We start from the raw sequence: 20,974 nt of genomic DNA, 5'->3' as shown, positions 1-20,974 counted from the left end.
GGGTGGGGCGGGGATGGTTCGGGGTGGGGCGGTCGTGCGGGGTGCTGGTCGTGCGGGCGGGCCGTGTGGGAACGTTCCCGCGCCGGGTTCGAGTGTGGCGCTGCCGGGTGAACTCCGGGTGCCGCGGGCGTCGCCGCCGGGTGAACTCCGGGTGCGGGGGTGCGGTGGTGCGGGTGCGGTGACGGCGCACGGTGCGAGTTCCGCCGACCCGTGCGAGGTTGACGGCTTCGTGCCCGGCTACAACCCTGCACGGAGCGAGCTACTCGCCCCCGACCGGCGAAGGATGCACGGTGCGCGGCCCCGTTCGCTGCCGACGACCCCGCACACAGCAGCCAGGTCGGCCGTGGGCGATGAACCGCGCACCGTGCGCACCGGCAAGAGGCCGAACAATCTCGCACGGTGCGCTACTGACACCCCTCAGCGCGACATGCGGACTCCGGCCTGGCGAAGCTTCGCGCGGAGCACCCACTCGTTGCGCAGGTCCGACCAGGTGAGCCGCACCACGGTTCGCACCTCGGGGAACGCACGGAGCCGGTCTTCCCGGATCTTCTCGTCGAACAGCGCTTCCTCCGGCGTCCGTCCCCGCAGGTACGCACTGCTCCGGTACTTCACGGCTCCGTCGAACTCGACCACGACCCCGGCATCCGGGAACCAGAAGTCCACGACGATGTCCGGCTCGCCGACGGTCCGGAAGCGGTGCTGGAGGACCGGCGGTGGTGTCCCGAACTGGTCGAACCGCGCTCGTGCGTACGACTCCCCCGGTGAGTCCGACGCGGCATCGGCGAACCCGATCGCCCGGAGGGCGCGACGTCGTCCCTTCTGCCCGCGCCGCTCGATCGCCGATCGGACGTCTTCGCGCTCGACATCGCGACGGAGGAGCGCATCGAGGGACACGACTGCGTCGGTGAACGGCAGTGTGAGTGCGAGGTCGGTCGCCAGCCGATCGAGTCCGCACAACAGCAACCCGTCGGGCGTGGCGACCGGACGCTCGTTCCGCTCGGCGTCGAGGTCGGCGTGCACCACGAAGGTCGCGTTCGTGGTGCGCCGGTCGGCACCGCGTGAGGTCACGTGGATCCGTGTCGGTGGAGGGGTGAGCAGGGGCACACCGAAGACGACGGCGGCGGAGACGTGTGAGATCAGGTCTCCGGCGCGGATGCGGTCGGCGAACGAGCGGATTCGGACATGGTGCTGCTCACTGGGGCGGAGTGCGGCCCATCCCGCAGACTCCGCGTACAGTCCGCGTGCTACCCGTGTGAGCTCCCCCGCAGCGGCCCGACGCCTGATGGCATCGGACTCGTCGGGGCGCTGTGCGGAGGTTCGGAACGTGAGGACTTCGGGGACCGGTGCGAGCTTGAGGTTCATCGACATACTCGTGATGCTCCGGATCCTCCGCCTTCGGAGCGGCACCGAGTGGGCGTGCTGTGGAGGACCAGCCGCGCCCAGCACCTTGTGGAGGAATGAGCGAGCACCCCGGAGGCTGCGAGAATGAGCGGGTGAACGCACGCACCTGGGGTTGGCTCGCAGCCGTCATCGACGTCGTCCTCATCGTCGTCTTCGCGCTCATCGGGCGCTCGTCCCATGGTGAAGCGAACACGGCGCTGGCACTCTGGACCACGGCCTACCCGTTCCTGGCGGGGTGGGCGATCGGGTACGTGACGAGCGGGGCCTGGGCGCGACCGCTGCGCTTCTGGCCGACCGGCGTCGTGGTCTGGGTCCTCACGGTCTTCGTCGGTCTGGCCGTCCGCGTCGCCACCGGCCAGGGCGACGTCGACGGCAATCCGCTGCCGATCTCGTTCGTCATCGTCGCGACGATCGTGCTCGGGGTGTTCCTGCTCGGCTGGCGCGCGATCACCCGCGGTGTGCTCCGGTTCACCGCATCGCGGTCGCGGCGGGACGCCGCAGCGTCCGACGCGTGAACAGCAGCCGTGGTGCCCAACCGACGATCCTCGACGTCGCCGCACGTGCGGGGGTCTCGAAGTCGGCGGTGAGCCGGGTCCTCTCTGGAACAGGTCGGTTCTCCGACGAGACCCGTGAGCGAGTCGAACGCGCCGCGACCGAGCTCGGGTACGTCGCCAACGCGATGGCCCGCGGGCTGGTCAGCGGCCGGACGAACACGATCGGGATGCTCGTCCGCGATGCATCGTCGATGGTCTACACCGCCCTGCACGCCGTGATGGAGCGCCGTGCATCCGAGCTCGGCTACCGCGTCGTCACCACGACGGGCGTCGGTCGGGTCGAGGACGAGAAGTCCGCCCTCGCAGCACTCGTCTCGATGCGCGTCGACGGCCTGGTCGTGTGCAGCGGCCTGATGCCGTCCGCCGACATCGCCGAGTTCGCGCCCCGCATCGCCACCGTCGTCGCCGGTCGGCCCGAGCTGCACCCGGCGCTCTCGAGTGTCTACTGCGACGAGGCCGACGGTGGTGCCGCGATCGCGGATGCCGTCGCCGACGCCGGCCACTCCACCGCGGTGGTCCTCACCGTCCCGCTCGACAACGCGATCACGCAGCACGCGAGATCGTCGGCCATGGTCGAGCGGCTCCGAGTACGCGGCGTCCGGGTGATCGACATCGACGCGAGCTTCGTGCGGCCGCCGGACGACCTCGCCGCCGACCTGGTGGACGCCGTACAGGAGTCGGGCGTGACCGCGGTGATGTGCCCGACCGACCGGCTCATGCTCGACGTGTGCGAGGCACTGGCCCGCCGCGGTGTCCAGGTCCCGCGCGACCTCTCCGTGACCGGGTTCGACGGCGTGTACCCGCTGGCGAGCGACTGGATCGGCTTCACGACGCTCGAGCAGCCGATCGAGCGCATCGGCCGCGAGGCGATCGACCTCGTCATCGGCCGCATCGACGACCCCGCGCGCCCCGTCGAGCACCGCTCGCTGCGCGGCACCGTGATCCCGGGCCGCACCCTGCTCCCCCGCTGAGCCGCCGACCTCACACCGTGCGAGTCAGCTCAACCCGTGCAGGCCCAGGGCCTCGCGCACGGTGCGGGGTCACTCGAGCCGCGCACGGTTCGCGACGCGGTGCGAGGTTCGAGAAGCGCGCACGGTGCGAGGTTCACCAAGCGGTGCCGCCGCGGTGGCTCGGTGCGGCGCTACAAGCGCGCACCGAGCGGACAACCTCGCACGGGCCGACAGACACAGCACCGTGCGGCTTCGAACCACGACCGCACCCGCACCCACACCCACGACCGCACCCGCACCTGCGCCCCCGCGCCCGCCTAGAACAACCCGCTGCGCGGCCCGTCCTCCGGCCCGTCGAACCCGCGGAACATGTCCGACACCAGCGCCTCGATCTGCGGCTCCACGAGCCGCTCGACGGCCTCGGCGATCCGCGGCCGGTGGTCGATGAGCGCCAGGCACACGGCGGTACCGGTCGACCGCGCACACTCGTCGGACAGCGCGATCTCGTGCCGGAGTGCAGCCTTCGCCTCGTCGGACAACGGCTCGCGCGGCGTCTGCTCCCCCGCACCGGTGCCGGCCAGCTCGCCGAGCGTGAACAGGAACGGCGACCCCGGCGACGGCTCCGGATCCACGTCGAGCCCCTGGAACTCGGGCGACAACCCCTCGGCCGGCTGGTACCCCGCGTGCCGTTTGCGGACCGCCGCACGCTCGAGTTCCCGCTGCAGCAGCGGCAGGTTCTTCGCCGTGTAGTCGTCGACGGCGTCCTCGACGATGGTCGAGATCCGCCCGATCAGCGCGTGCTGGACTGCGTGCGGCACGTCCGGTCCGAACCCCGCGGCCGCGGCGATCGGGGACCCGGTGCACTTCCGGCAGATGCGCGTGCGCGGGCGGGCGGTACCGATCTGCCAGCGCGGCAGCCAGCGCAGCCACAGGTCGACCGCGCCCCGCACGCGACCGTCGATGCCGTCCATCCCTCAACAGTAGGCCTGGAGGCGCGGATCACCCCCGGCACACCGCGCCGGTCGGGCAATCCGCCGGTTCTCAGGCCTGGGGCTCGGTCACGAAGTCGATGAGCTCCTCGACACGGCCCAGCAGCTGCGGCTCGAGGTCGGCGAACGTCCGCACCTGCCCGAGGATCCGCTGCCACGCCCGGGCGATGTCGGCCTGCTCGGCGTGCGGCCAGCCGAGCGCCTGGCAGATCCCCTTCTTCCACTCGATCGAGCGCGGGATCGTCGGCCACGCCTGCAGTCCGACCCGCGCCGGCTTGACCGACTGCCAGACGTCGACGAACGGGTGCCCGACGACGAGCACGTGCGCACCCCACTTGCCACGCATCACGGCGTCGGCGAAGCGGGACTCCTTCGACCCGGGCACCAAGTGGTCGACGAGCACGCCGACACGACGGTCCCGGTTCGGCTGGAACTCGTCGAGCACGTCGGCCAGGTTGTCGACGCCGGAGAGTTCCTCGACCACGACGCCCTCGACGCGCAGGTCGGCACCCCAGACCTTCTCGACGAGTTCGGCGTCGTGCTTGCCCTCGACCATGATGCGGGAGGGCAGCGCGACCCGAGCACGCTGCGACTCCACCGCGAACGATCCGGACGCGGTGCGGAGGCGACCACCGTCGGACGCCTGCCGCACGGCGGGCGCGCCCCCGGGCCTCCAGTCAGCATGCACGGAACCGACGCGACCAGCGGAACCGGCGGAACCGGCAGCACCAGCCCGGCCAGCGGAACCAGCACCAGCCGACCGCCCGACCGGCGCCGACGGCCGTCCCAGCGTCACGAGCTCCCCTTCGAGCAGGAACTGCCCCGTGAAGGGGAAGGAGCGCGTGCGGCCCTTCCAGTCCTCGAGCGCGATGTTGCCCGCTTCGAGCCCCACCACGGCACCCGCCCACCCGGAGTCCGGGTCCTCGAGCACCATGTCCCGTTCGAGCGGCACCTGCCGCACCTTCTTCACCCCGCGCGAGCGCCAGTCCCCCGAGAGCACATCGCCGCCGTACCGGTCGTCGTCCACCCGCACGAGGGTACTGTCGACGACGGCCCGGACGACGTCGACCGCGCCGGTTCCCCATCATCTCGACGGAAGGCCCTCCCGTGCGCGCAGCGATCATCCACGCCCCGAACGACATCCGCGTCGAGGAGCGCGACCGTCCCGGACTCCTCTCCGGCAAGGACGTCGTCGTCAAGGTCACCGCGGCCTGTGTCTGCGGCTCGGACCTCTGGCCCTACCGCGGCGTCACCGAGACGAAGCAGCCCCGGCCGATCGGGCACGAGCTCGTCGGCGAGGTCGTCGCCGTCGGTGACGCCGTCACGACCCTGCACGAGGGCGACTTCGTCATCTCCCCCTTCACCATGAACGACGGCACCTGCCAAGCCTGCCGCCACGGGATGACGACCGGCTGCGACCACCTGTCCGGGTTCGGCAGCACGGACGCGTACGGCGACCCCGTCGGCGGCGCAGAGGCCGAGTACGTGCGGATCCCGGACGCCGACGCCACGCTCGTCGTCGTCCCCGGCCCGGTCGACCCGGCCCTGGTGCCGTCACTGCTCACCCTGTCCGACGTCTTCTCGACCGGCCACCACGCCGCCGTGTCGGCAGCGGTCGGCCCCGGCAAGACCGTCGTCGTGGTCGGCGACGGGGCGGTCGGTCTGTCCGCCGTGCTCGCTTCGAAGCGGCTCGGTGCGGACCGCATCATCGCGATGAGCCGGCACGCCGACCGTCAGGCCCTCGCGCGCGAGTTCGGTGCCACCGACATCGTGGCGGAGCGCGGCGACGAGGGCGTCTCTGCGGTCCGCGCGCTGCTCGGTGGCGACCTGGCCGACTGCGCCGTCGAGGCCGTCGGCACCGAGGAGAGCATGGACCAGGCGCTGCACTCGGTGCGCCCCGGCGGCAACGTCGGCTTCGTCGGGGTCCCGCACGGGGTGCCGTCGATCGGCACGCGCTACCTCTTCGACACGAACATCGCGATCGCGGGCGGCATGGCACCGGCCCGGAAGTACATCCCCGAGCTGCTACCGGACGTGCTGTCCGGCGCGATCGACCCCGGTCGCGTCTTCGACCTGGAGCTGCCGCTCGACGAGGCCGCCGAGGCCTACCGCGCGATGGACGAGCGCCGGGCCATCAAGGTGCTGCTGCGCCCGTAGCGGCGCGCGTCGTGGACGCACCAGCAGACGGACGGGAGGCCCGTGGCAGCGTCGCCACGGGCCTCCCGTCCGCCGTCTGGTCGCGTCGTGGACCGCCAGCCGGTCCTTCGCGCTGGGCGACAGTTCGCGCGCTCGCACGCCCGTGACCTGTCGCTGAGCGCGAAACCCGGTTGCGCGACGCCGACGGCCGGCGCCCGCTCAGGCGTCGCGGATCGCCAGCACCCGGTGCGGCGCAGCCGCCTCGGCCCGCCACCCGGTGGGCAGGACATCGCGCAGCTCGGGCACGGTGAAGCTCCGGCGGATCGACCGCAGCCCGTCCACCCGGATGAACGTCCCCGCCGCCACGATCGGTGACGCCAGCGCGTACGCCCGGTAGGCCGCCGGCGACCGCCGGATGTCGGAGTGCAGGCTGCGTTCGATCGCGAGCTGCTCGGAGTCGGCCAGGAAGCCCCGCCGCTCGTCGTCGCCGAGGTGGTGCAGCACGTGGTTCGACACGACGACGTCGAACCGCTCGCCCGCCGCGACCAGGTCACCGCTCGACTGCTGCCGGAACGTCACACCGGTCGGTGTCGACCGCCGTGCCGCGGCGATGGCGCGGTCGTCCGGGTCGACCCCGACGACCTCGAGGTCGAAGCCGTCGCTCGCCGCCCAGCGCACCAGCGACCGGGCCAGGTCGCCTCCGCCGCACCCCAGGTCGAGCACCCGGCCGCGGCCCTCGGCGGGCAGGGCCGGCACGACGTGCGATCGCCAGGCCGCGCGCCAGCCGCTCACGAGCGCGTTGACGACGGCGAAGCGCCGGAACGTGCGCGCGAGTGCGCGCGGGTCGCAATCCGGGTCGTCCATCAGTTCGGTCAGGTCGAGCGCGCGGCTGCGCAGGTCGACGGCCGGGAGGCCCGTGGTGCCGCCGTCCCGACGGCTCACGCCGCGCCCGTGGTCGCGACGGGCACGCGGGCGGGTGCGGCCGCGGGTTCCGCGGCGGGTGCGACCGCGGGTTCCGCAGCGGGCGACGCCGCGAGCCACGCCTCGGTCCGCACCGCGGTGAGCCGCGCGCTCTCGACGGTGAGCCCCGGACCGAAGGCGAGCGCGACGACCGCGCTGCCGTCGTCCAGACCCGCCTCGACCGCGTCGCGCAGGACGAAGAGCACCGTGGCGCTCGACATGTTGCCGTGTTCCCGCAGCACCCGCCGGCTCGACTCCATCGCGCTGTCGGGCAGGCCGAGCGACTCCTGAGTGCGGTCGAGGATGGCCCGACCGCCGGGGTGCACCGCCCACACCGGCACGTCCGAGGCAGGCCCGCCGGCGAGCAGGGGTTGCACGGCGCTCGGGACGTGCAGCCCGACGAGCTTCGGCACGGCGGTCGACAGGACCATCTCGAAGCCCTCGTCCCCGATGTTCCACGCCATCTCGGACGCGCCCTCGGGCACCACGGCCGTCGTGAAGTCGTCGAGGCGCAGACCGGCTCCGTCGCGGGCGACCACCGCGGCGGCCGCACCGTCCCCGAAGACGCTGTTCGCGACGATCTGGTCCGGGTCGTTCGAGGCGCGGACGTGCAGGGTGCAGAGCTCACCGCAGACCACGAGCACGACGGCGTCGGGGTCCTGGTCGACGAACGCGGCGGCGATCCGGAGCGCGGGGAACGCGGCGCAGCAGCCCATGAAGCCGATGTGGTGCCGGAAGACGCCCGCGGGCAGACCGAGCTGCTCGACGACGTCGATGTCGGGCCCGGGCTGCGTGAACCCGGTGCACGACACGGTCACCAGGTGCGTGACGGCCTCCGGCGCGATGCCGGCACGTTCGACGGCGTCTCGGGCGGCCGCGACGAACAGCGGCGGGGCGAGTTCGCGGTACCGGTCGTTGCGCGAACCCGTCGACGGCGACCGCAGCGTGCCGTCGTCGTCGCGGAAGACGCCCCCGCCACGCGCGGAGTCGAGCTCCTCGAGCACGGTGTGCCGCTGGTCGACCGCCGAACCGTCGAAGGCCGCGGGGACGAGCCGCTGGCCGAGCCGACCGAGGTCGGGTTGCGCGGAGAAGAGGTCACGCACCCGAGGCTGGGCGAGGGTCGTCTCGGGGACGGCGGTTCCGATGGCACGGATCGTTGCGGACACGACTCATCCTGTCACCGGGTCGCTGACGTGTCCCCAGGATGCACGGGAGGCACGGTGCCGACCGGCACCGTGCCTCCCGTTCCGAGGTGGAGTCGTCTACGCCTGCTGCGCGCGCTCCAGCACCAGCTCGCGCACGCGGGCGGCGTCGGCCTGGCCCTTCATGGCCTTCATGACCGCGCCGATGATCGCACCGGCGGCCTGGACCTTGCCGTCCTGGATCTTCGCGAGCACGTCGGGCTGCGCCGCGAGCGCTTCGTCCACGGCGGCGGTGAGGGCGGAGTCGTCCGAGACGACCTTGAGCCCGCGGGCCTCGACGACCTGCGCCGGCGAGCCCTCGCCCGCGATGACGCCCTCGAGCACCTGGCGCGCCAGACGGTCGGTCAGGTCGCCGGACTCGACGAGCGCGATGACCTCGGCGACGTGCTTCGGCGACACGAGGTCACCGGGGGCAGCGTCCTGCGCGTTGGCGACGCGGCTGATCTCACCGGTCCACCACTTGCGCGCGGCCTGGGGTGCTGCGCCCGCGGCGACGGTGCCCTCGACCTCGTCGAGCAGGCCGCCGTTGACGACGTCCTGGAACTCGAGGTCCGCGAAGCCCCAGTCACCCTTCAGACGACGGCGACGAGCGACCGGGGCCTCGGGCAGCGAGGCACGGAGCTCGGCGACGACGGCCGGGTCGGGCACGACGGGGAGCAGGTCGGGCTCCGGGAAGTAGCGGTAGTCGTCGGCGTCCGACTTCGGTCGCCCGGCCGACGTGCGACCGGTGTCCTCGTGCCAGTGCCGGGTCTCCTGCGTGATCGTCCCGCCGGCGGCGAGGATCGCGGCCTGGCGCTGGATCTCGTAGCGGATCGCACGCTCGACGGCACGGAACGAGTTGACGTTCTTCGTCTCGGTGCGGGTGCCGAGCTTCTCCTGGCCGCGGGGGCGCAGCGAGATGTTCGCGTCGCAGCGCAGGTTGCCGCGCTCCATGCGGGCCTCGGAGACACCGAGTGCCCGGACGAGGTCGCGGATGACCTGCACGTAGGCGGCACCGAGCTCGGGGGCACGGTGCTCGGCACCGAAGATCGGCTTCGTGACGATCTCGACCAGGGGCACACCGGCACGGTTGTAGTCGACGAGCGAGTACTCGGCGCCCTGGATGCGACCGGTGGCACCGCCGACGTGCGTCAGCTTGCCGGCGTCCTCTTCCATGTGCGCGCGCTCGATCGGGATGTTGTAGATCGTGCCGTCGGCGAGTTCGACCTCGACCTCGCCCTCGTAGGCGATGGGCTCGTCGTACTGCGAGACCTGGTAGTTCTTCGGGTTGTCCGGGTAGAAGTAGTTCTTCCGGGCGAACCGCGAGGACTCGGCGATCGAGCAGCCGAGCGCGAGCCCGAGCTGGATCGAGTACCGCACGGCCTGTTCGTTGACGACCGGCAGCGACCCGGGCAGCCCGAGGTCGACCGGCGTGACGTTCGTGTTGGGCTCGCCGCCGAAGAAGTTCGGGGCGTCCGAGAACATCTTGGTCTTCGTCGCGAGTTCGACGTGGACCTCGAAGCCGAGCACCGGCTCGTAGCGCTCGAGTGCCTCGTCGAAGTCCATGAGCGCGTCCTTCTGCGCCATCAGATCACACCTTCCTGCGCAGCCGACTGCTGACTCTGGTCGAGGTCCGGGACCGACGCGATGAGCGGCGCCCCCCACTGCTGTTCGAGCAGACGCTCGAGGGCGGCACCGTAGCGGTACAGCCGGGCGTCTTCACGCTGGGGCGCCATCAGCTGCACGCCGACGGGCAGGCCGTCCTCGGGCGCGAGACCGTTCGGGATGCTCATGCCGGGGACGCCGGCGAGGTTCGCCGGGATCGTCGTGAGGTCGTTGAGGTACATCGCCAGCGGGTCGTCGATGCGCTCACCGATCGGGAACGCGGTCGTCGGAGCCGACGGGCTGACGAGCAGGTCGACCTGCTCGAACGCGGCCTGGAAGTCGCGCTGGACGAGCGTGCGGACCTTCTGCGCCGAGCCGTAGTAGGCGTCGTAGTAGCCCGCGCTGAGGGCGTAGGTGCCGAGGATGATGCGGCGCTTCACCTCGGGACCGAAGCCGGCTTCACGCGTGGCGGCCATGACGTCCTCGACCGTGGCACCGTTCTCGGGCGTGACCCGGAGACCGAAGCGCACCGAGTCGAACTTGGCGAGGTTGGACGACGCCTCGGCCGGGAGGATCAGGTAGTAGGCGCTGATCGCGTACGCGAACGACGGGGCGTCGATCTCGACGACGACCGCACCGGCCGACTCGAGCAGGGCGACCGTCTCCTGGAAGCGCTGTGTGACGCCGGCCTGGAAGCCGTCGCCGCCGGCGAGCTCCTTGACCACGCCGACGCGGAGCCCCCGGAGCGTGTCCGCCTGCAGGCCTTCACGCGCGGCGGCGGCCATCGAGGGCCACGCGTCCGGGATGGACGTGGAGTCCTTCGGGTCGTGCCCGCCGATGACGTCGTGCAGGAGCGCGGCGTCGAGCACGGTGCGGGACACCGGGCCGATCTGGTCGAGGCTGGACGCGAGTGCGATGGCGCCGTAGCGGCTCACTCCGCCGTACGTCGGCTTCACGCCGACCGTGCCCGTCACGGCGCCCGGCTGACGGATGGACCCACCGGTGTCGGACCCGAGGGCGAGGGGTGCTTCGTGCGCGGCGACCGCGGCTGCCGAGCCACCGCCGGACCCGCCGGGGATCCGGTCGAGGTCCCACGGGTTGCGGGTCGGGCCGTACGCCGAGAACTCGGTGGTCGAGCCCATCGCGAACTCGTCCATGTTGGTCTTGCCGAGCGGCACGAGGCCGGCGGCACGGAGCTTCGCGACGGGGGTGGCGTCGTACGGCGGCACCCAGCCCTCGAGGATCTTGGAGCCCGAGGTCGTCGGCATGTCCTGCGTGCACAGGACGTCCTTGACGGCGATCGGCACGCCCGCGAGGGGGCCGAGGTCGTCGCCGGCGGCGCGGCGCGAGTCGATCGACTTCGCGACGGCGAGGGCGTTCTGGTTCACGTGCAGGAACGCGTGCACGTCGCCGTCGACCGCGGCGATGCGGTCGAGGTGGGCCTGGGTGGCCTCGACGCTGGAGACGTCGCGCGCCACGAGGGCGTCGGCGAGCGCTGCGGCGCTGAGGCGGGTGATGTCGTCGGTCACTGTTCTTCGCCCTACTGTTCTTCGCCGAGGATGGCGGTCACGCGGAACCGTTCGCCGTCGGAGTCGGGCGCTCCGGAGAGCGCCTGCTCCTGCGTCAGCGTCTTGCCGACCACGTCGGGTCGGGTGACGTTGCCGAGCGGCACGGGGTGGCTCGTCGCGGGGACGTCGTCGGTCGCGACCTCGGCGACCTTGGCGACGCTCTCGACGATGTGCGACAGCTCCCCGGTCAGCTTCTCGATCTCGTCGGGCGTGAGTGCGATACGTGCGAGGTTCGCCAGGTGCGCGACCTGCTCGCTCGTGATGTCAGGCATGGTGCTCCGTCGATCGGTTCGTGGAATGCCCAACAGTCTATTGGCTGCGTCGAGCGCGCAGGCGCGGCTGTGGACAACGCGGTGGAGGCCGGGTGCCGGTCCGCCGGACCGGCACCGGGCCTCCAGGCGGTCACTTCCCGTTCTGGTCCCTCGCAGCCGGTGCCGCCGGGGCCACCGTCGCGGCGGGCGCCGGCGCAGCCGGAGCAGCGGGTGCAGCCGGAGCAGCAGGCGCAGCCGGAGCAGCAGGCGCAGCCGTCGGCGTCGTCTGGTCGTCCTGCGCCGTCCCCTGTCCGGACGCGGACCCCGACGACGACGACGAAGAAGACGACGACGATTTGCTCGCGTGCCCGATCATCGCCTGGCTCGGCGTCGGCAGCGCTCCCCCGCCGACGGTCTGGTCCAGGTACGCCATCATCGACTTCCCCACCCCGAACTTCGCGCTGTACCCGGTCGTGCCCTGCAGGAACGGCCAGTTCGCCAGGCTCACGCTCCCCTGCACGTTGCCGACCCAGGTGGCGTTCGTGTACTTCGTCGACGACCCGACCAGCCAGTTCTGCACGTCGCCGTCGGTGGTTCCCGTCTTCGCGAACTTCGGCACGCTGTCCCCGGGGTTCGCGCTCGCGGCGGTGCCCGATCCGGACAGCACACCTTGCAGCGCGTAGTCGACCGTGCCGGCGACGTCCGCCGAGACGCCCTGGGTGCAGGACGTCGGCGTCGGGGTGATCTTCGTGCCGTCCGCCTCGGTCACCGAGTCGATGGCCGTGGGCGTGCACACGATGCCGCCGTTGGCGAAGCCCGCGTAGGCCTCGGCCAGGTCGATCGGCGACAGCTCGTTCACGCCGAGGATCGACGACGGCGTCTGCGTCAGGTCGCCGCCGTCGGCGCGGTGGATGCCCATCGACTGCGCCAGCTGGGCGATCTTGCACAGGTCGAGCTGCTTGCCCATCTGCGCGTACGCGGTGTTGATCGACTCGACCGTGGCGTCCTCGACCGACATCGACGCCGGCACGCTCTCGGCGTTGGCGACGTTCCAGGTGCCACCGGCGACGTTCTGGCAGGTGTTGGTGAACTCGGCGTTCTCGAACTGGTGCTCCGACGTGGTGACCGAGTCGGACAGGGTGTGCCCGCTGGCGAGCCACTCGGCCAGGGTGAACACCTTGTACGTCGACCCGGTCTGGAACCCGCCGGAGTTGCCGTACCCGGAGTCGGCGCTGTAGTTCACCGCCGTCGCCCCGGCCGCGGCGTTGTCGCCCTGCGTGTAGGTGGTGTTCTGCACCATCGACATGATCCGTCCGGTGCCGGGTTCGACCGTGACGTTCGACCCGCCGACGTCGACGCCCGCCATCGTGGCCGGCACGTAGGTCGACAGGGCGTTCTGCGCCTGCCCCTGCAGGTCGAGGTCGAGCGAGGTGTGGATCTGCAGGCCCTTGGTGTCGAGCGTGGCGATGCGTGCCGCCGCGGTCTTGCCGAACGCGGGGTCCTGCAGCACCTGGTCGCGGACGTAGTCGCAGAAGTAGCCTGCGTCGTGGTTCGTCGCGGCGGTCGAGCACCCGTTGGCGGTCTCGGTGATCTTCGGCGTGACCGGCGTCGCGATCGCCTTCGTCATCTGTGCCTTCGTGATCGACCCGTGTGCCTGCATCCGGTGGAGCACGTAGTCGCGGCGCTCCTTCGTCAGCGTGTACCCGTTGGCCTTGCCGTTGTCCTTGTCGCTCGGTACGTCGATGCGCAGGTTCGACGGGTTGTTGAGGATCGCGACGAGCGTGGCCGACTGCACGAGCGACAGGTCCTTCGCGTGCACGCCGAAGTAGTGCTCGGCACCGGCTTCGGCGCCGTACACCCGGCCGCCGAGCCCGACGATGTTGAGGTACCCGGTCAGGATCTCGTCCTTCGAGTACTTCTTGTTGACGGCGATGGCGTACCGCATCTCCTGCAGCTTGCGCTGCGGTGTGACGCCGGCGGCGTCCTCGTAGCAGGCCTCGACCTTCTTCTCCGTGGCGGCCTGGTCCGTGCCGGTGAGCTCCTCGCACTGCTGCACCAGGACGTTCTTGACGTACTGCTGCGTGATGCTCGAGCCGCCCTGCACGTCGCCGCCGACGACGGTCGCGGCGACGCCGCGGAGCGTCCCGAGCACGTCGATGCCGCCCTCGGCGTAGTAGCGGGGGTCCTCGGTGTCGATCGCCGCCTGCTTGAGCGAGTCCGCCATCTGGTCGGCGGTCACGTTGGTGCGGTTCTCGGCGTAGAACGACGCGATCTTCACCTGCTGGCCGCCCTCGGTCGCGTACACGGACGACACCTGCTGCGGGGTCTGCACGTCGAGGTAGCTCGGCAGGTCCTCGAAGAACGACACCGCCCCGGACGTCCCCTCACCCGCGACGGCGACCGCCGGGGTCACGGCGACGGCGACGAGCATGCCGGCGAGCACGGACATCACCACGAACATCAGGAGAGCACCAGGCCATCGCACCACACGCATGACGGCACCGTAGGCAGGGGGGCTGTACTGGTTCTGCCCTGGAACGAGTGCAGGCTGCGGTCGCGTTCAGGTTGCCACCCAGCCGGTCCCGAGGCGGCGTCACGATCCGCGCGTGCGCGCTGATCCGGCCGGGAGGCCCGTGGCGGCGCCGGCACGTCGGCCGACGGTCACGATCGGGTCACGCCCACCGCGCCGTCACGCTGCCCCGCCCGGTCACGTCCGCCCGCTCGTCCGGGCCGGTCAGTCGCGTGGCTGCAGGTCCTGCGGTCGCACGAGGTACATATCCGGCGAGGCGCTGACGATGTCGTCGTCGCCGGTGCTGCCCCTGCGGACCTGCTCGCGCACCAGGTCGCCGCGGCCGATGCCGATCAGGGCGACGTCGTGCAGCGATGCGGTGCCGGGCTTGAGGTAGTCGTTGTGGCCCACCGGACGCCGGAACACGTCACCGGCGGACAACGCGTCGGCGCCGCCGGCGAGGTCGAGCACGGTGGAGCCGAAGGACGCCCCACCCGGATCGGTGCCGAAGTACCCGGAGCCCGCGATGGGATCGCTGTGCGCACCGCCGACGAACACCTGCCCGGAGGCGACCGCGAGGTCCGACGCAGACCGGACGTCGCTGCCCGGCGATCCGAGGACCGTCAGGGTGTCCGCGGTCATCCGGCCCGTCGCCAGCGCCATCATCGCCGTCGTCGATCCGTACGAGTGCGCGACGATGTTCACCCGCGGTTGGTCCCCCGCGCGGATCTGTCGCAGTCCGTCGACGGTGCGTCCGAGCCGCTCCGCCCCGGTCCGTGCCAGCGCGAGCGACAGGATGTTCGACAGGTCCGGCGTGCGGTACCCCATCCAGGCGACGACGGCGGCCCCCGAACCGTTGCCCGTCGCGGCGAGCGGCGCGAGGGTGGCCTCCTCGCGGGACAGGTCGTTCGCGGTGTTCGTGAAGTCGGTCATCTGGCCGGTGACGGTGAAGAACATGCCCGGCACCACGACGGTGACGTCGGCTGCGGTGTCGAGGTCCCCGATGCTGATCGCCGCGCGTCCGGAGCCCCGGGTGTCGAGTGCCACCAGGAACCGCCGCGGGTCACCCGGTTCGTGCACGAGCGAGTCCCGGACCTGCCCGAGCATCGCGGCCCGCGCGGCACCCACGTGGGCGTCGGCCAGGCCCGCGGCGAGCATCGCCCGGTTCGCACGGTCGCGCACCACGTAGGGAACGCCCTCGAGGTTCCCGACCAGGGCCGGTGCGTGGATGCGGAGCCGGTCCTGTTCGTCGGCGTCGAGGTGCGACCACCACTGCGCGACGGTCTGCGCCGGTGGTGGGTCGTCCTGCACCGTCGCGACGACGCGCCGGTCGACGGCCGCACGGCGGAGGTCCGCGGCACCGAGCGCGTCGAGGTCCTCGACGAACATCCTTCCGCGGGCGGTCGCGAGGTCGTCCACCCCCACCCGCGTCACCGCCTCGGCCGAGGGTGCGGTCGCGTTCGTCGTCAGCCCGTCGACGGCCGGGTCGTCGACCGGCACGATGTGCGTCGTCGCGGTGGCGACCGTGACCGGGTGTGCCGGGGGCATGCCTGGGGCCTCGATCACTCCGAGCGAGTGCATCGAGGCGGTGAGCAGAGCCGCAGCGATGAGCAGCAATCGGGTCTCCCCCTGGAAGGCCGTCCCGACGTCCCCCTGCAGACGACGGGTGATGCTCAGCCGAGTCTATGGAGATGTGCCCGGATCAGCCATGCGCGATGCAACTTGCCCCCCGAACTGGGCACGCCGCGCGGCGCGGCGCGGTTCGCGGACATGCGGCGGTGTGCCCAGCGGCCCGCTCAGTCCTCGGTCGCGGGCGCTTCCGGCTCGGCGAGCGCCGCCGGACCCTCGGTCACGAGCAGGTGGAACTGTTCGGCGTCGATGATCCGGACCCCGAGCTGCTCGGCCTTGGTGAGCTTCGAGCCGGCACCCGGACCGGCCGCGACGAAGTCGGTCTTCTTGCTCACACTCGAGGCCGCCTTGCCGCCCGCGGTGATGATCGCCTCTTGTGCACCTTCGCGTGTGTAGCCCTCGAGCGACCCGGTCGCCACCACGGTGACGCCGCTCAGCACGCCGCCCTCGACGTCGGCGCTGCCGGGGCCGGGGTGGCCCGGGGTGGTGAACTGCACGCCGGCCGCGGTCCAGCGGTCGATGATCTCGCGGTGCCAGTCGACGTCGAACCAGGCGAGCAGGGCGTCGGCGATGATCCCGCCGACCCCGTCGACGGCGGCGAGGTCCTCGCGCGACGCCGAACGGATCGCGTCGAGGGAGCCGAAGTGGTTCGCCAGGGCACGGGCGGCGACTGGACCGACGTGGCGGATGCTCAGGCCGACCAGGATCCGCCAGAGGGGCTTCGTCTTCGCGGCGTCGATGTTCGCGAGCATCTCGAAGGCGTTCTTCGACGGGTAGCGGCTCGGCTCCCCGGTGTAGTCGGCACCGCGCGCCTCGGGGTCGAACGGCGGGTCGGTCTTCTTGCGTGCCCGGCTGAACGGCGTGACGCGCTTCGGGGTGCCGTCGTCGTCGACCTTCTCCATGCCGGTCTCGGCGTCGCGGACGATGACCTCGATCGGGACGATGTCCTCCATCGTCAGGTCGAACAGGCCCGCCTCGGTCACCAGCGGCGGGGTCTCCGGGCGGAGCGGCTGGGTGAGCGCCGCGGCAGCGACCTCGCCGAGGCCCTCGATGTCGAGCGACCCGCGTGATGCGATGTGCTCGACCCGGCCACGCACCTGGGCCGGGCAGCTCTTCGCGTTCGGGCAGCGGAGGTCGATGTCGCCTTCCTTCGCGGGGGCGAGCTCGGTGCCGCACTCGGGGCAGTTGGTCGGCATCACGAACTCGCGCTCGGAGCCGTCGCGGAGCTCGACCACCGGGCCGAGCACCTCGGGGATGACGTCACCGGCCTTCCGGAGCACCACGGTGTCGCCGATCAGCACGCCCTTCGCCTTGACGACCTGCTGGTTGTGCAGGGTGGCCTGCCGGACGACCGACCCGGCGACCTCGGCCGGGGCCATCACCGCGAACGGGGTCGCGCGGCCGGTGCGGCCGACGCTGACCACGATGTCGGTGAGCGTCGTGTGCACTTCTTCCGGCGGGTACTTGTAGGCGATCGCCCACCGGGGTGCCCGCGAGGTCGACCCGAGTTCTTCGTGCAGGGCGAGGTCGTCGACCTTCACGACGACGCCGTCGATCTGGTGCTCGACGGACGACCGGCGCTCCCCCGTGGTCCGGACGAAACCGTTGACCTCGTCGATGGTGTCGAACACCCGGTAGTGACTGCTCGTCGGCAGGCCCCAGGTCTGCAGGAGCTCGTACACCTCGGACTGGCTGCGGACGTCGGTGCCCTGCTCGAGCTCGCGGACGGGCCAGGCGCCGATGCCGTGCACGAGCATCCGCAGGCGCCGCAGCCGGTCGACCATCAGGGCGCGCTTCGCCTCGGACTTGCCCTCTTCCTTCTGGCGGAGGGACCCGGCGGCGGCGTTGCGCGGGTTGGCGAACACGCGCTCCCCCGCCTCGCGCTGGTTCGCGTTGAGTTCGTCGAACTCGGCGACCGGGAAGAAGATCTCCCCCCGGACCTCGACCAGGGGCGGGTGGCCCGTGCCCGACAGGCGGTCCGGGATCGTGCCCATGGTGCGCACGTTGCCGGTGACGTCCTCGCCGACCACGCCGTCGCCTCGGGTGGCGGCCGAGACGAGCCGGCCGTGCTCGTACCGCAGGTTGATCGCGAGGCCGTCGATCTTCAGCTCGGTCAGGAACCGCACCCGCTCGGCACCGGCGTCACGCTGCACCTTGACGGCCCACTCGGTGAGTTCCTCGGGGCTGAACACGTTGTCGAGCGAGAGCATCCGTTCGGCGTGCTCGACGGGCGCGAACTGCGTCGTCTGCGCCTGCCCGCCGACGGTCTGTGTCGGGCTGTCCGGGGTCAGGAGTTCCGGGAACCGGCGCTCGATCGCGTCGAGGCGGTGCACCAGGGCGTCGTAGTCGGCGTCGGACAGGGGGGACGCGTTGCCCTCGTAGTAGTCGTGACGCAGCTCGTTGACGCGGGCGCGCAACCGGTCGACCTCGCGCGCGGCCTGGGCGGCGTCGAGCCCGTCGGGGTCGATGGTCTCGAACGTCGCGTCGGTCTCGCTCATGGCATCAGTTCTACCGTGCACCACCGACGCGGCGTGCAGCGAGCGTGTGCCCCGGGAGCGGCGGGGTCAGGCGTCGACGGGGACGGCGCTGACCGTGGTGTCGATCGTGCACTGGCCGAGCACCCGGGTCCCGACGTAGACCACGGCGGTCTGCCCGGGAGCGACCCCGTGCAGCGGCTCGTCGACGTCGATGACGAGCACGTCGTCCTCCACCCGGGCGGTCGCGGGCACCGGGTCGGCGTGCGCGCGGATCTGCACGTCGCAGGCGAACGGCGTCTCGGGGTCGGCCGGGGCCGTGCCCGCCCAGGTGAACCGCGAGCCCGACATCGAGGTGACGGCGAGCGCCTCCTTCGGGCCGACGACCACGGTGTTGTCCTTGGGGCGGATCTCGAGCACGAAGCGCGGCTTGCCGTCCGGCGCGGGCCGTCCGAGGGCCAGGCCGCGGCGCTGACCGACGGTGTACCCGGTGGCCCCCTCGTGCGAGCCGACGACCGTGCCGTCGCGCTCGACGACGTCACCGGGGGTGGTACCGACGCGGTCGGCGAGCCAGCCGCGGGTGTCGCCGTCCGGGATGAAGCAGATGTCGTACGAGTCGGGCTTCTGCGCGACCGTCAGCCCGCGCTCGGCGGCCTCGGCCCGGACCTCGTCCTTCGACGGGGTGGCGCCGAGCGGGAACATCGCGTGCTGGAGCTGCTCGGCGGTCAGGACCCCGAGCACGTAGGACTGGTCCTTCGCCCATGCGGCCGACCGGTGCAGTTCACGGGAGCCGTCCGGGCCGGTGACGATCGAGGCGTAGTGCCCGGTCGCGACGGCGTCGAACCCCAGGGCGAGTGCCTTCTCGAGCAGCGCCGCGAACTTGATCCGCTCGTTGCAGCGCATGCAGGGGTTCGGGGTGCGGCCGGCCTGGTACTCGGCCACGAAGTCGTCGACGACGTCCTCCTTGAACCGGGCGGAGAAGTCCCACACGTAGTACGGGATCCCGAGGGCCGACGCGGCGCGCTGGGCGTCCATCGAGTCCTCGATCGTGCAGCACCCGCGACTGCCGGTGCGCAGGGTGCCGGGCATCCGGCTCAGGGCCAGGTGGACGCCCACCACGTCGTGGCCGGCGTCGACCGCCCGGGCTGCGGCCACCGCCGAGTCGACACCACCGCTCATCGCCGCAAGAACACGCATGTCTCCAGGGTAACCCGCCGACGAAGCGGTACCGCTGGCGTACCGTTGGTCGGGCGATGGCCACGACGCGGAACGACTCATTCGACTTCCGGTCCGTCCTGCTGTCCGGGTTCCTGCCCGCCGCGCTCTTCGCGATCGGGGAGGGCGCGATCATCCCGATCATCCCGATCGCCGCCGACTCCCTCGGCGCGAGCCTGGCGTTCGCGGGCTTCGTCGCCTCGCTCATCCTGGTCGGCGAACTCATCGGCGACGTGCCCTCCGGCATCGTCGTCGCCCGCATCGGCGAGCGGAACGCGATGATCGGCGCCGCACTCGTGTCGGTCGTCGGACTGGTCGTCGCCACCACCGCCGCGAACGCCTGGGTCCTGGCGCTCGGCGTGTTCCTGGTCGGCGTCTCCACCGCGGTGTTCGCACTCGCCCGGCACGCCTACATGACCACCGCGATCCCCCTGCGGATCCGGGCCCGGGCGCTGTCGAGCCTGGGCGGCGTCTTCCGCTTCGGCTACTTCGTCGGCCCGTTCATCGCCGCCGGTGTCGTCCACCTGACCGGCACCACCAGCAGCGCCTTCTGGATCCACGTCGTCTGCTGCCTGGCGGCGGCGACCGTGCTCCTGGTGCTGCGCGACCCGGTGACGGGCGCACGCGGTCTGCGGTTGCCGCCACGGGCCTCCCGGCCGGCGTCCGACCACGCGACGGACGCGAGCCGTGGGACCACGACGGAACCACCCGCCGACACCGGCGCGCAGTTCGTCCAGCAGGAGGCGCAGGGCCTGTTCCGCACGATCCGCGCGAACCGGGCGGTCCTGCTCCGGCTCGGCAGCGGCGCCGGGCTGATCGGCGCGATGCGTGCCGGGAGGCAGGTGATCCTGCCGCTCTGGGCGGTGAGCGTCGGCCTCGACGACTCGACCGCGGCGCTCGTGATCGGCATCGCCGGAGCCGTCGACTTCGCGCTGTTCTACACAAGCGGCCAGATCATGGACCGCTGGGGACGGCTCGCGAGCGCCCTGCCCTGCATGCTCGGCCTGAGCATCAGCTACTTCCTGCTCGCCTGGAGCGGCCACCTGGACGCCCGGGTCGGCTGGTTCGTCGCGATCGCGATGGGCATGTCCCTGGCGAACGGTGTCGGCTCCGGCATCCTCATGACGCTCGGCGCGGACCTCGCACCGCGCAACGCCCCGGCACCGTTCCTGGGGGCCTGGCGGTTCACGGGCGACTTCGGGTCCGCCGCGGCGCCGCTCGTGATCTCGGGCGTGACGGCTGTGGCGTCGATCGCGGTCGCGAGCGGGGTGATGGGTGTGCTCGGCCTGGTCGGCGCGGGCATCCTGCTCCGGTACGTGCCCCGGTACCTGCCGCGACCGCTGCGCTGACGCGCTGCCGCACGGGCGTGCGGGCGTGCCGGCGTGCGGGCGTGCGGGCGTGCGTGCGCTTCGGGGCGCACCGTGCGGAGTCCGTCACCCCGTGCGCCGTTGACTGCTCCGTGCACGCCTACAGCGCCGCACCCAGCCACCAGCCCGGCACCACATCGCGGCCCGCGCACCGTGCGTGCGCGTCCGCCGCGCACCGCACCGGC

16 protein-coding genes are annotated in these 20,974 nt (G+C 71.9%); 4 read left to right on the top strand and 12 right to left on the bottom strand.

The genetic code is table 11. The features are described 5' to 3' along the window. Positions 1 to 417 precede the first annotated feature (417 nt). Positions 418 to 1,362, bottom strand: a complete 945-nt coding sequence (locus KK087_RS17090; RefSeq protein WP_214566853.1) for a hypothetical protein — start codon at positions 1,360 to 1,362, stop codon at positions 418 to 420. Positions 1,363 to 1,493: 131 nt separating this feature from the next. Here KK087_RS17090 and KK087_RS17085 point away from each other — a divergent pair, with 131 nt between their 5' ends. Both KK087_RS17085 and KK087_RS17080 read left to right on the top strand, forming a co-directional pair. Beyond that, positions 1,494 to 1,916: a DUF3054 domain-containing protein gene (locus tag KK087_RS17085; protein WP_307858424.1), complete on the top strand. Its 423-nt coding sequence runs from the start codon at positions 1,494 to 1,496 to the stop codon at positions 1,914 to 1,916. Further along, positions 1,913 to 2,926, top strand: a complete 1,014-nt coding sequence (locus KK087_RS17080) for a LacI family DNA-binding transcriptional regulator (RefSeq protein WP_214544034.1) — start codon at positions 1,913 to 1,915, stop codon at positions 2,924 to 2,926. The genes KK087_RS17085 and KK087_RS17080 overlap by 4 nt, the downstream gene beginning before the upstream one ends. 296 nt (positions 2,927 to 3,222) lie before the next feature. Here KK087_RS17080 and KK087_RS17075 read toward each other — a convergent pair whose 3' ends face one another. Continuing rightward, entirely contained in the window at positions 3,223 to 3,876 is a 654-nt protein-coding gene (locus tag KK087_RS17075; protein WP_214566851.1) for a spermidine/putrescine ABC transporter substrate-binding protein, read from the bottom strand. Between the two features lie 70 nt (positions 3,877 to 3,946). Beyond that, positions 3,947 to 4,921: a DUF3097 domain-containing protein gene (locus tag KK087_RS17070; protein WP_214531634.1), complete on the bottom strand. Its 975-nt coding sequence runs from the start codon at positions 4,919 to 4,921 to the stop codon at positions 3,947 to 3,949. Positions 4,922 to 5,001: 80 nt separating this feature from the next. On the opposite strand from KK087_RS17070, the gene KK087_RS17065 reads away from it, so the two are divergent. Continuing rightward, positions 5,002 to 6,051 (top strand): zinc-dependent alcohol dehydrogenase family protein, encoded by a 1,050-nt coding sequence (locus KK087_RS17065; protein WP_214566849.1) that lies wholly within the window; start codon positions 5,002 to 5,004, stop codon positions 6,049 to 6,051. Positions 6,052 to 6,249: 198 nt separating this feature from the next. Here KK087_RS17065 and KK087_RS17060 read toward each other — a convergent pair whose 3' ends face one another. The 9 genes from KK087_RS17060 to mnmA form a co-directional block, all read right to left on the bottom strand. After that, positions 6,250 to 6,972: a methyltransferase domain-containing protein gene (locus tag KK087_RS17060; protein ID WP_214566847.1), complete on the bottom strand. Its 723-nt coding sequence runs from the start codon at positions 6,970 to 6,972 to the stop codon at positions 6,250 to 6,252. Further along, positions 6,969 to 8,156 carry a type III polyketide synthase gene (locus KK087_RS17055; protein WP_214566845.1) on the bottom strand — a complete coding sequence of 396 codons (1,188 nt, stop codon included), beginning with the start codon at positions 8,154 to 8,156 and terminating at the stop codon, positions 6,969 to 6,971. The genes KK087_RS17060 and KK087_RS17055 overlap by 4 nt, the downstream gene beginning before the upstream one ends. A gap of 96 nt (positions 8,157 to 8,252) precedes the next feature. Then, on the bottom strand, positions 8,253 to 9,758 hold the full coding sequence (gene gatB / locus KK087_RS17050; RefSeq protein WP_214531638.1) for an Asp-tRNA(Asn)/Glu-tRNA(Gln) amidotransferase subunit GatB: 1,506 nt from the start codon (positions 9,756 to 9,758) through the stop codon (positions 8,253 to 8,255). Then, the gene (gene gatA / locus KK087_RS17045; RefSeq protein WP_214531639.1) at positions 9,758 to 11,305 is read right to left on the bottom strand and encodes an Asp-tRNA(Asn)/Glu-tRNA(Gln) amidotransferase subunit GatA; all 1,548 of its coding nucleotides are present in this window, start codon (positions 11,303 to 11,305) and stop codon (positions 9,758 to 9,760) included. Before gatA ends, gatB begins: the two co-directional genes overlap by 1 nt. Before the next feature lie 11 nt (positions 11,306 to 11,316). Then, entirely contained in the window at positions 11,317 to 11,616 is a 300-nt protein-coding gene (gatC, locus tag KK087_RS17040) for an Asp-tRNA(Asn)/Glu-tRNA(Gln) amidotransferase subunit GatC (protein ID WP_214531640.1), read from the bottom strand. A gap of 130 nt (positions 11,617 to 11,746) precedes the next feature. Beyond that, on the bottom strand, positions 11,747 to 14,089 hold the full coding sequence (locus KK087_RS17035) for a transglycosylase domain-containing protein (RefSeq protein WP_214566843.1): 2,343 nt from the start codon (positions 14,087 to 14,089) through the stop codon (positions 11,747 to 11,749). A gap of 240 nt (positions 14,090 to 14,329) precedes the next feature. Continuing rightward, positions 14,330 to 15,721 carry an alpha/beta hydrolase gene (locus KK087_RS17030; protein WP_214544041.1) on the bottom strand — a complete coding sequence of 464 codons (1,392 nt, stop codon included), beginning with the start codon at positions 15,719 to 15,721 and terminating at the stop codon, positions 14,330 to 14,332. 179 nt (positions 15,722 to 15,900) lie between these two features. Then, on the bottom strand, positions 15,901 to 18,231 hold the full coding sequence (gene ligA / locus KK087_RS17025) for an NAD-dependent DNA ligase LigA (RefSeq protein WP_214566841.1): 2,331 nt from the start codon (positions 18,229 to 18,231) through the stop codon (positions 15,901 to 15,903). Positions 18,232 to 18,297: 66 nt separating this feature from the next. After that, on the bottom strand, positions 18,298 to 19,404 hold the full coding sequence (mnmA, locus tag KK087_RS17020) for a tRNA 2-thiouridine(34) synthase MnmA (RefSeq protein ID WP_214566839.1): 1,107 nt from the start codon (positions 19,402 to 19,404) through the stop codon (positions 18,298 to 18,300). 56 nt (positions 19,405 to 19,460) lie between these two features. Here mnmA and KK087_RS17015 point away from each other — a divergent pair, with 56 nt between their 5' ends. After that, the gene (locus tag KK087_RS17015) at positions 19,461 to 20,771 is read left to right on the top strand and encodes an MFS transporter (protein ID WP_214566837.1); all 1,311 of its coding nucleotides are present in this window, start codon (positions 19,461 to 19,463) and stop codon (positions 20,769 to 20,771) included. The last annotated feature ends 203 nt before the right edge of the window (positions 20,772 to 20,974 follow it).

It is taken from the genome of Curtobacterium aurantiacum (genome assembly GCF_018598555.1).
Taxonomy (GTDB): Bacteria; Actinomycetota; Actinomycetes; order Actinomycetales; family Microbacteriaceae; genus Curtobacterium; species Curtobacterium aurantiacum.
Note: the sequence above shows the minus strand (reverse complement) of the source record. Positions and strands in the feature narration are given on the sequence as shown.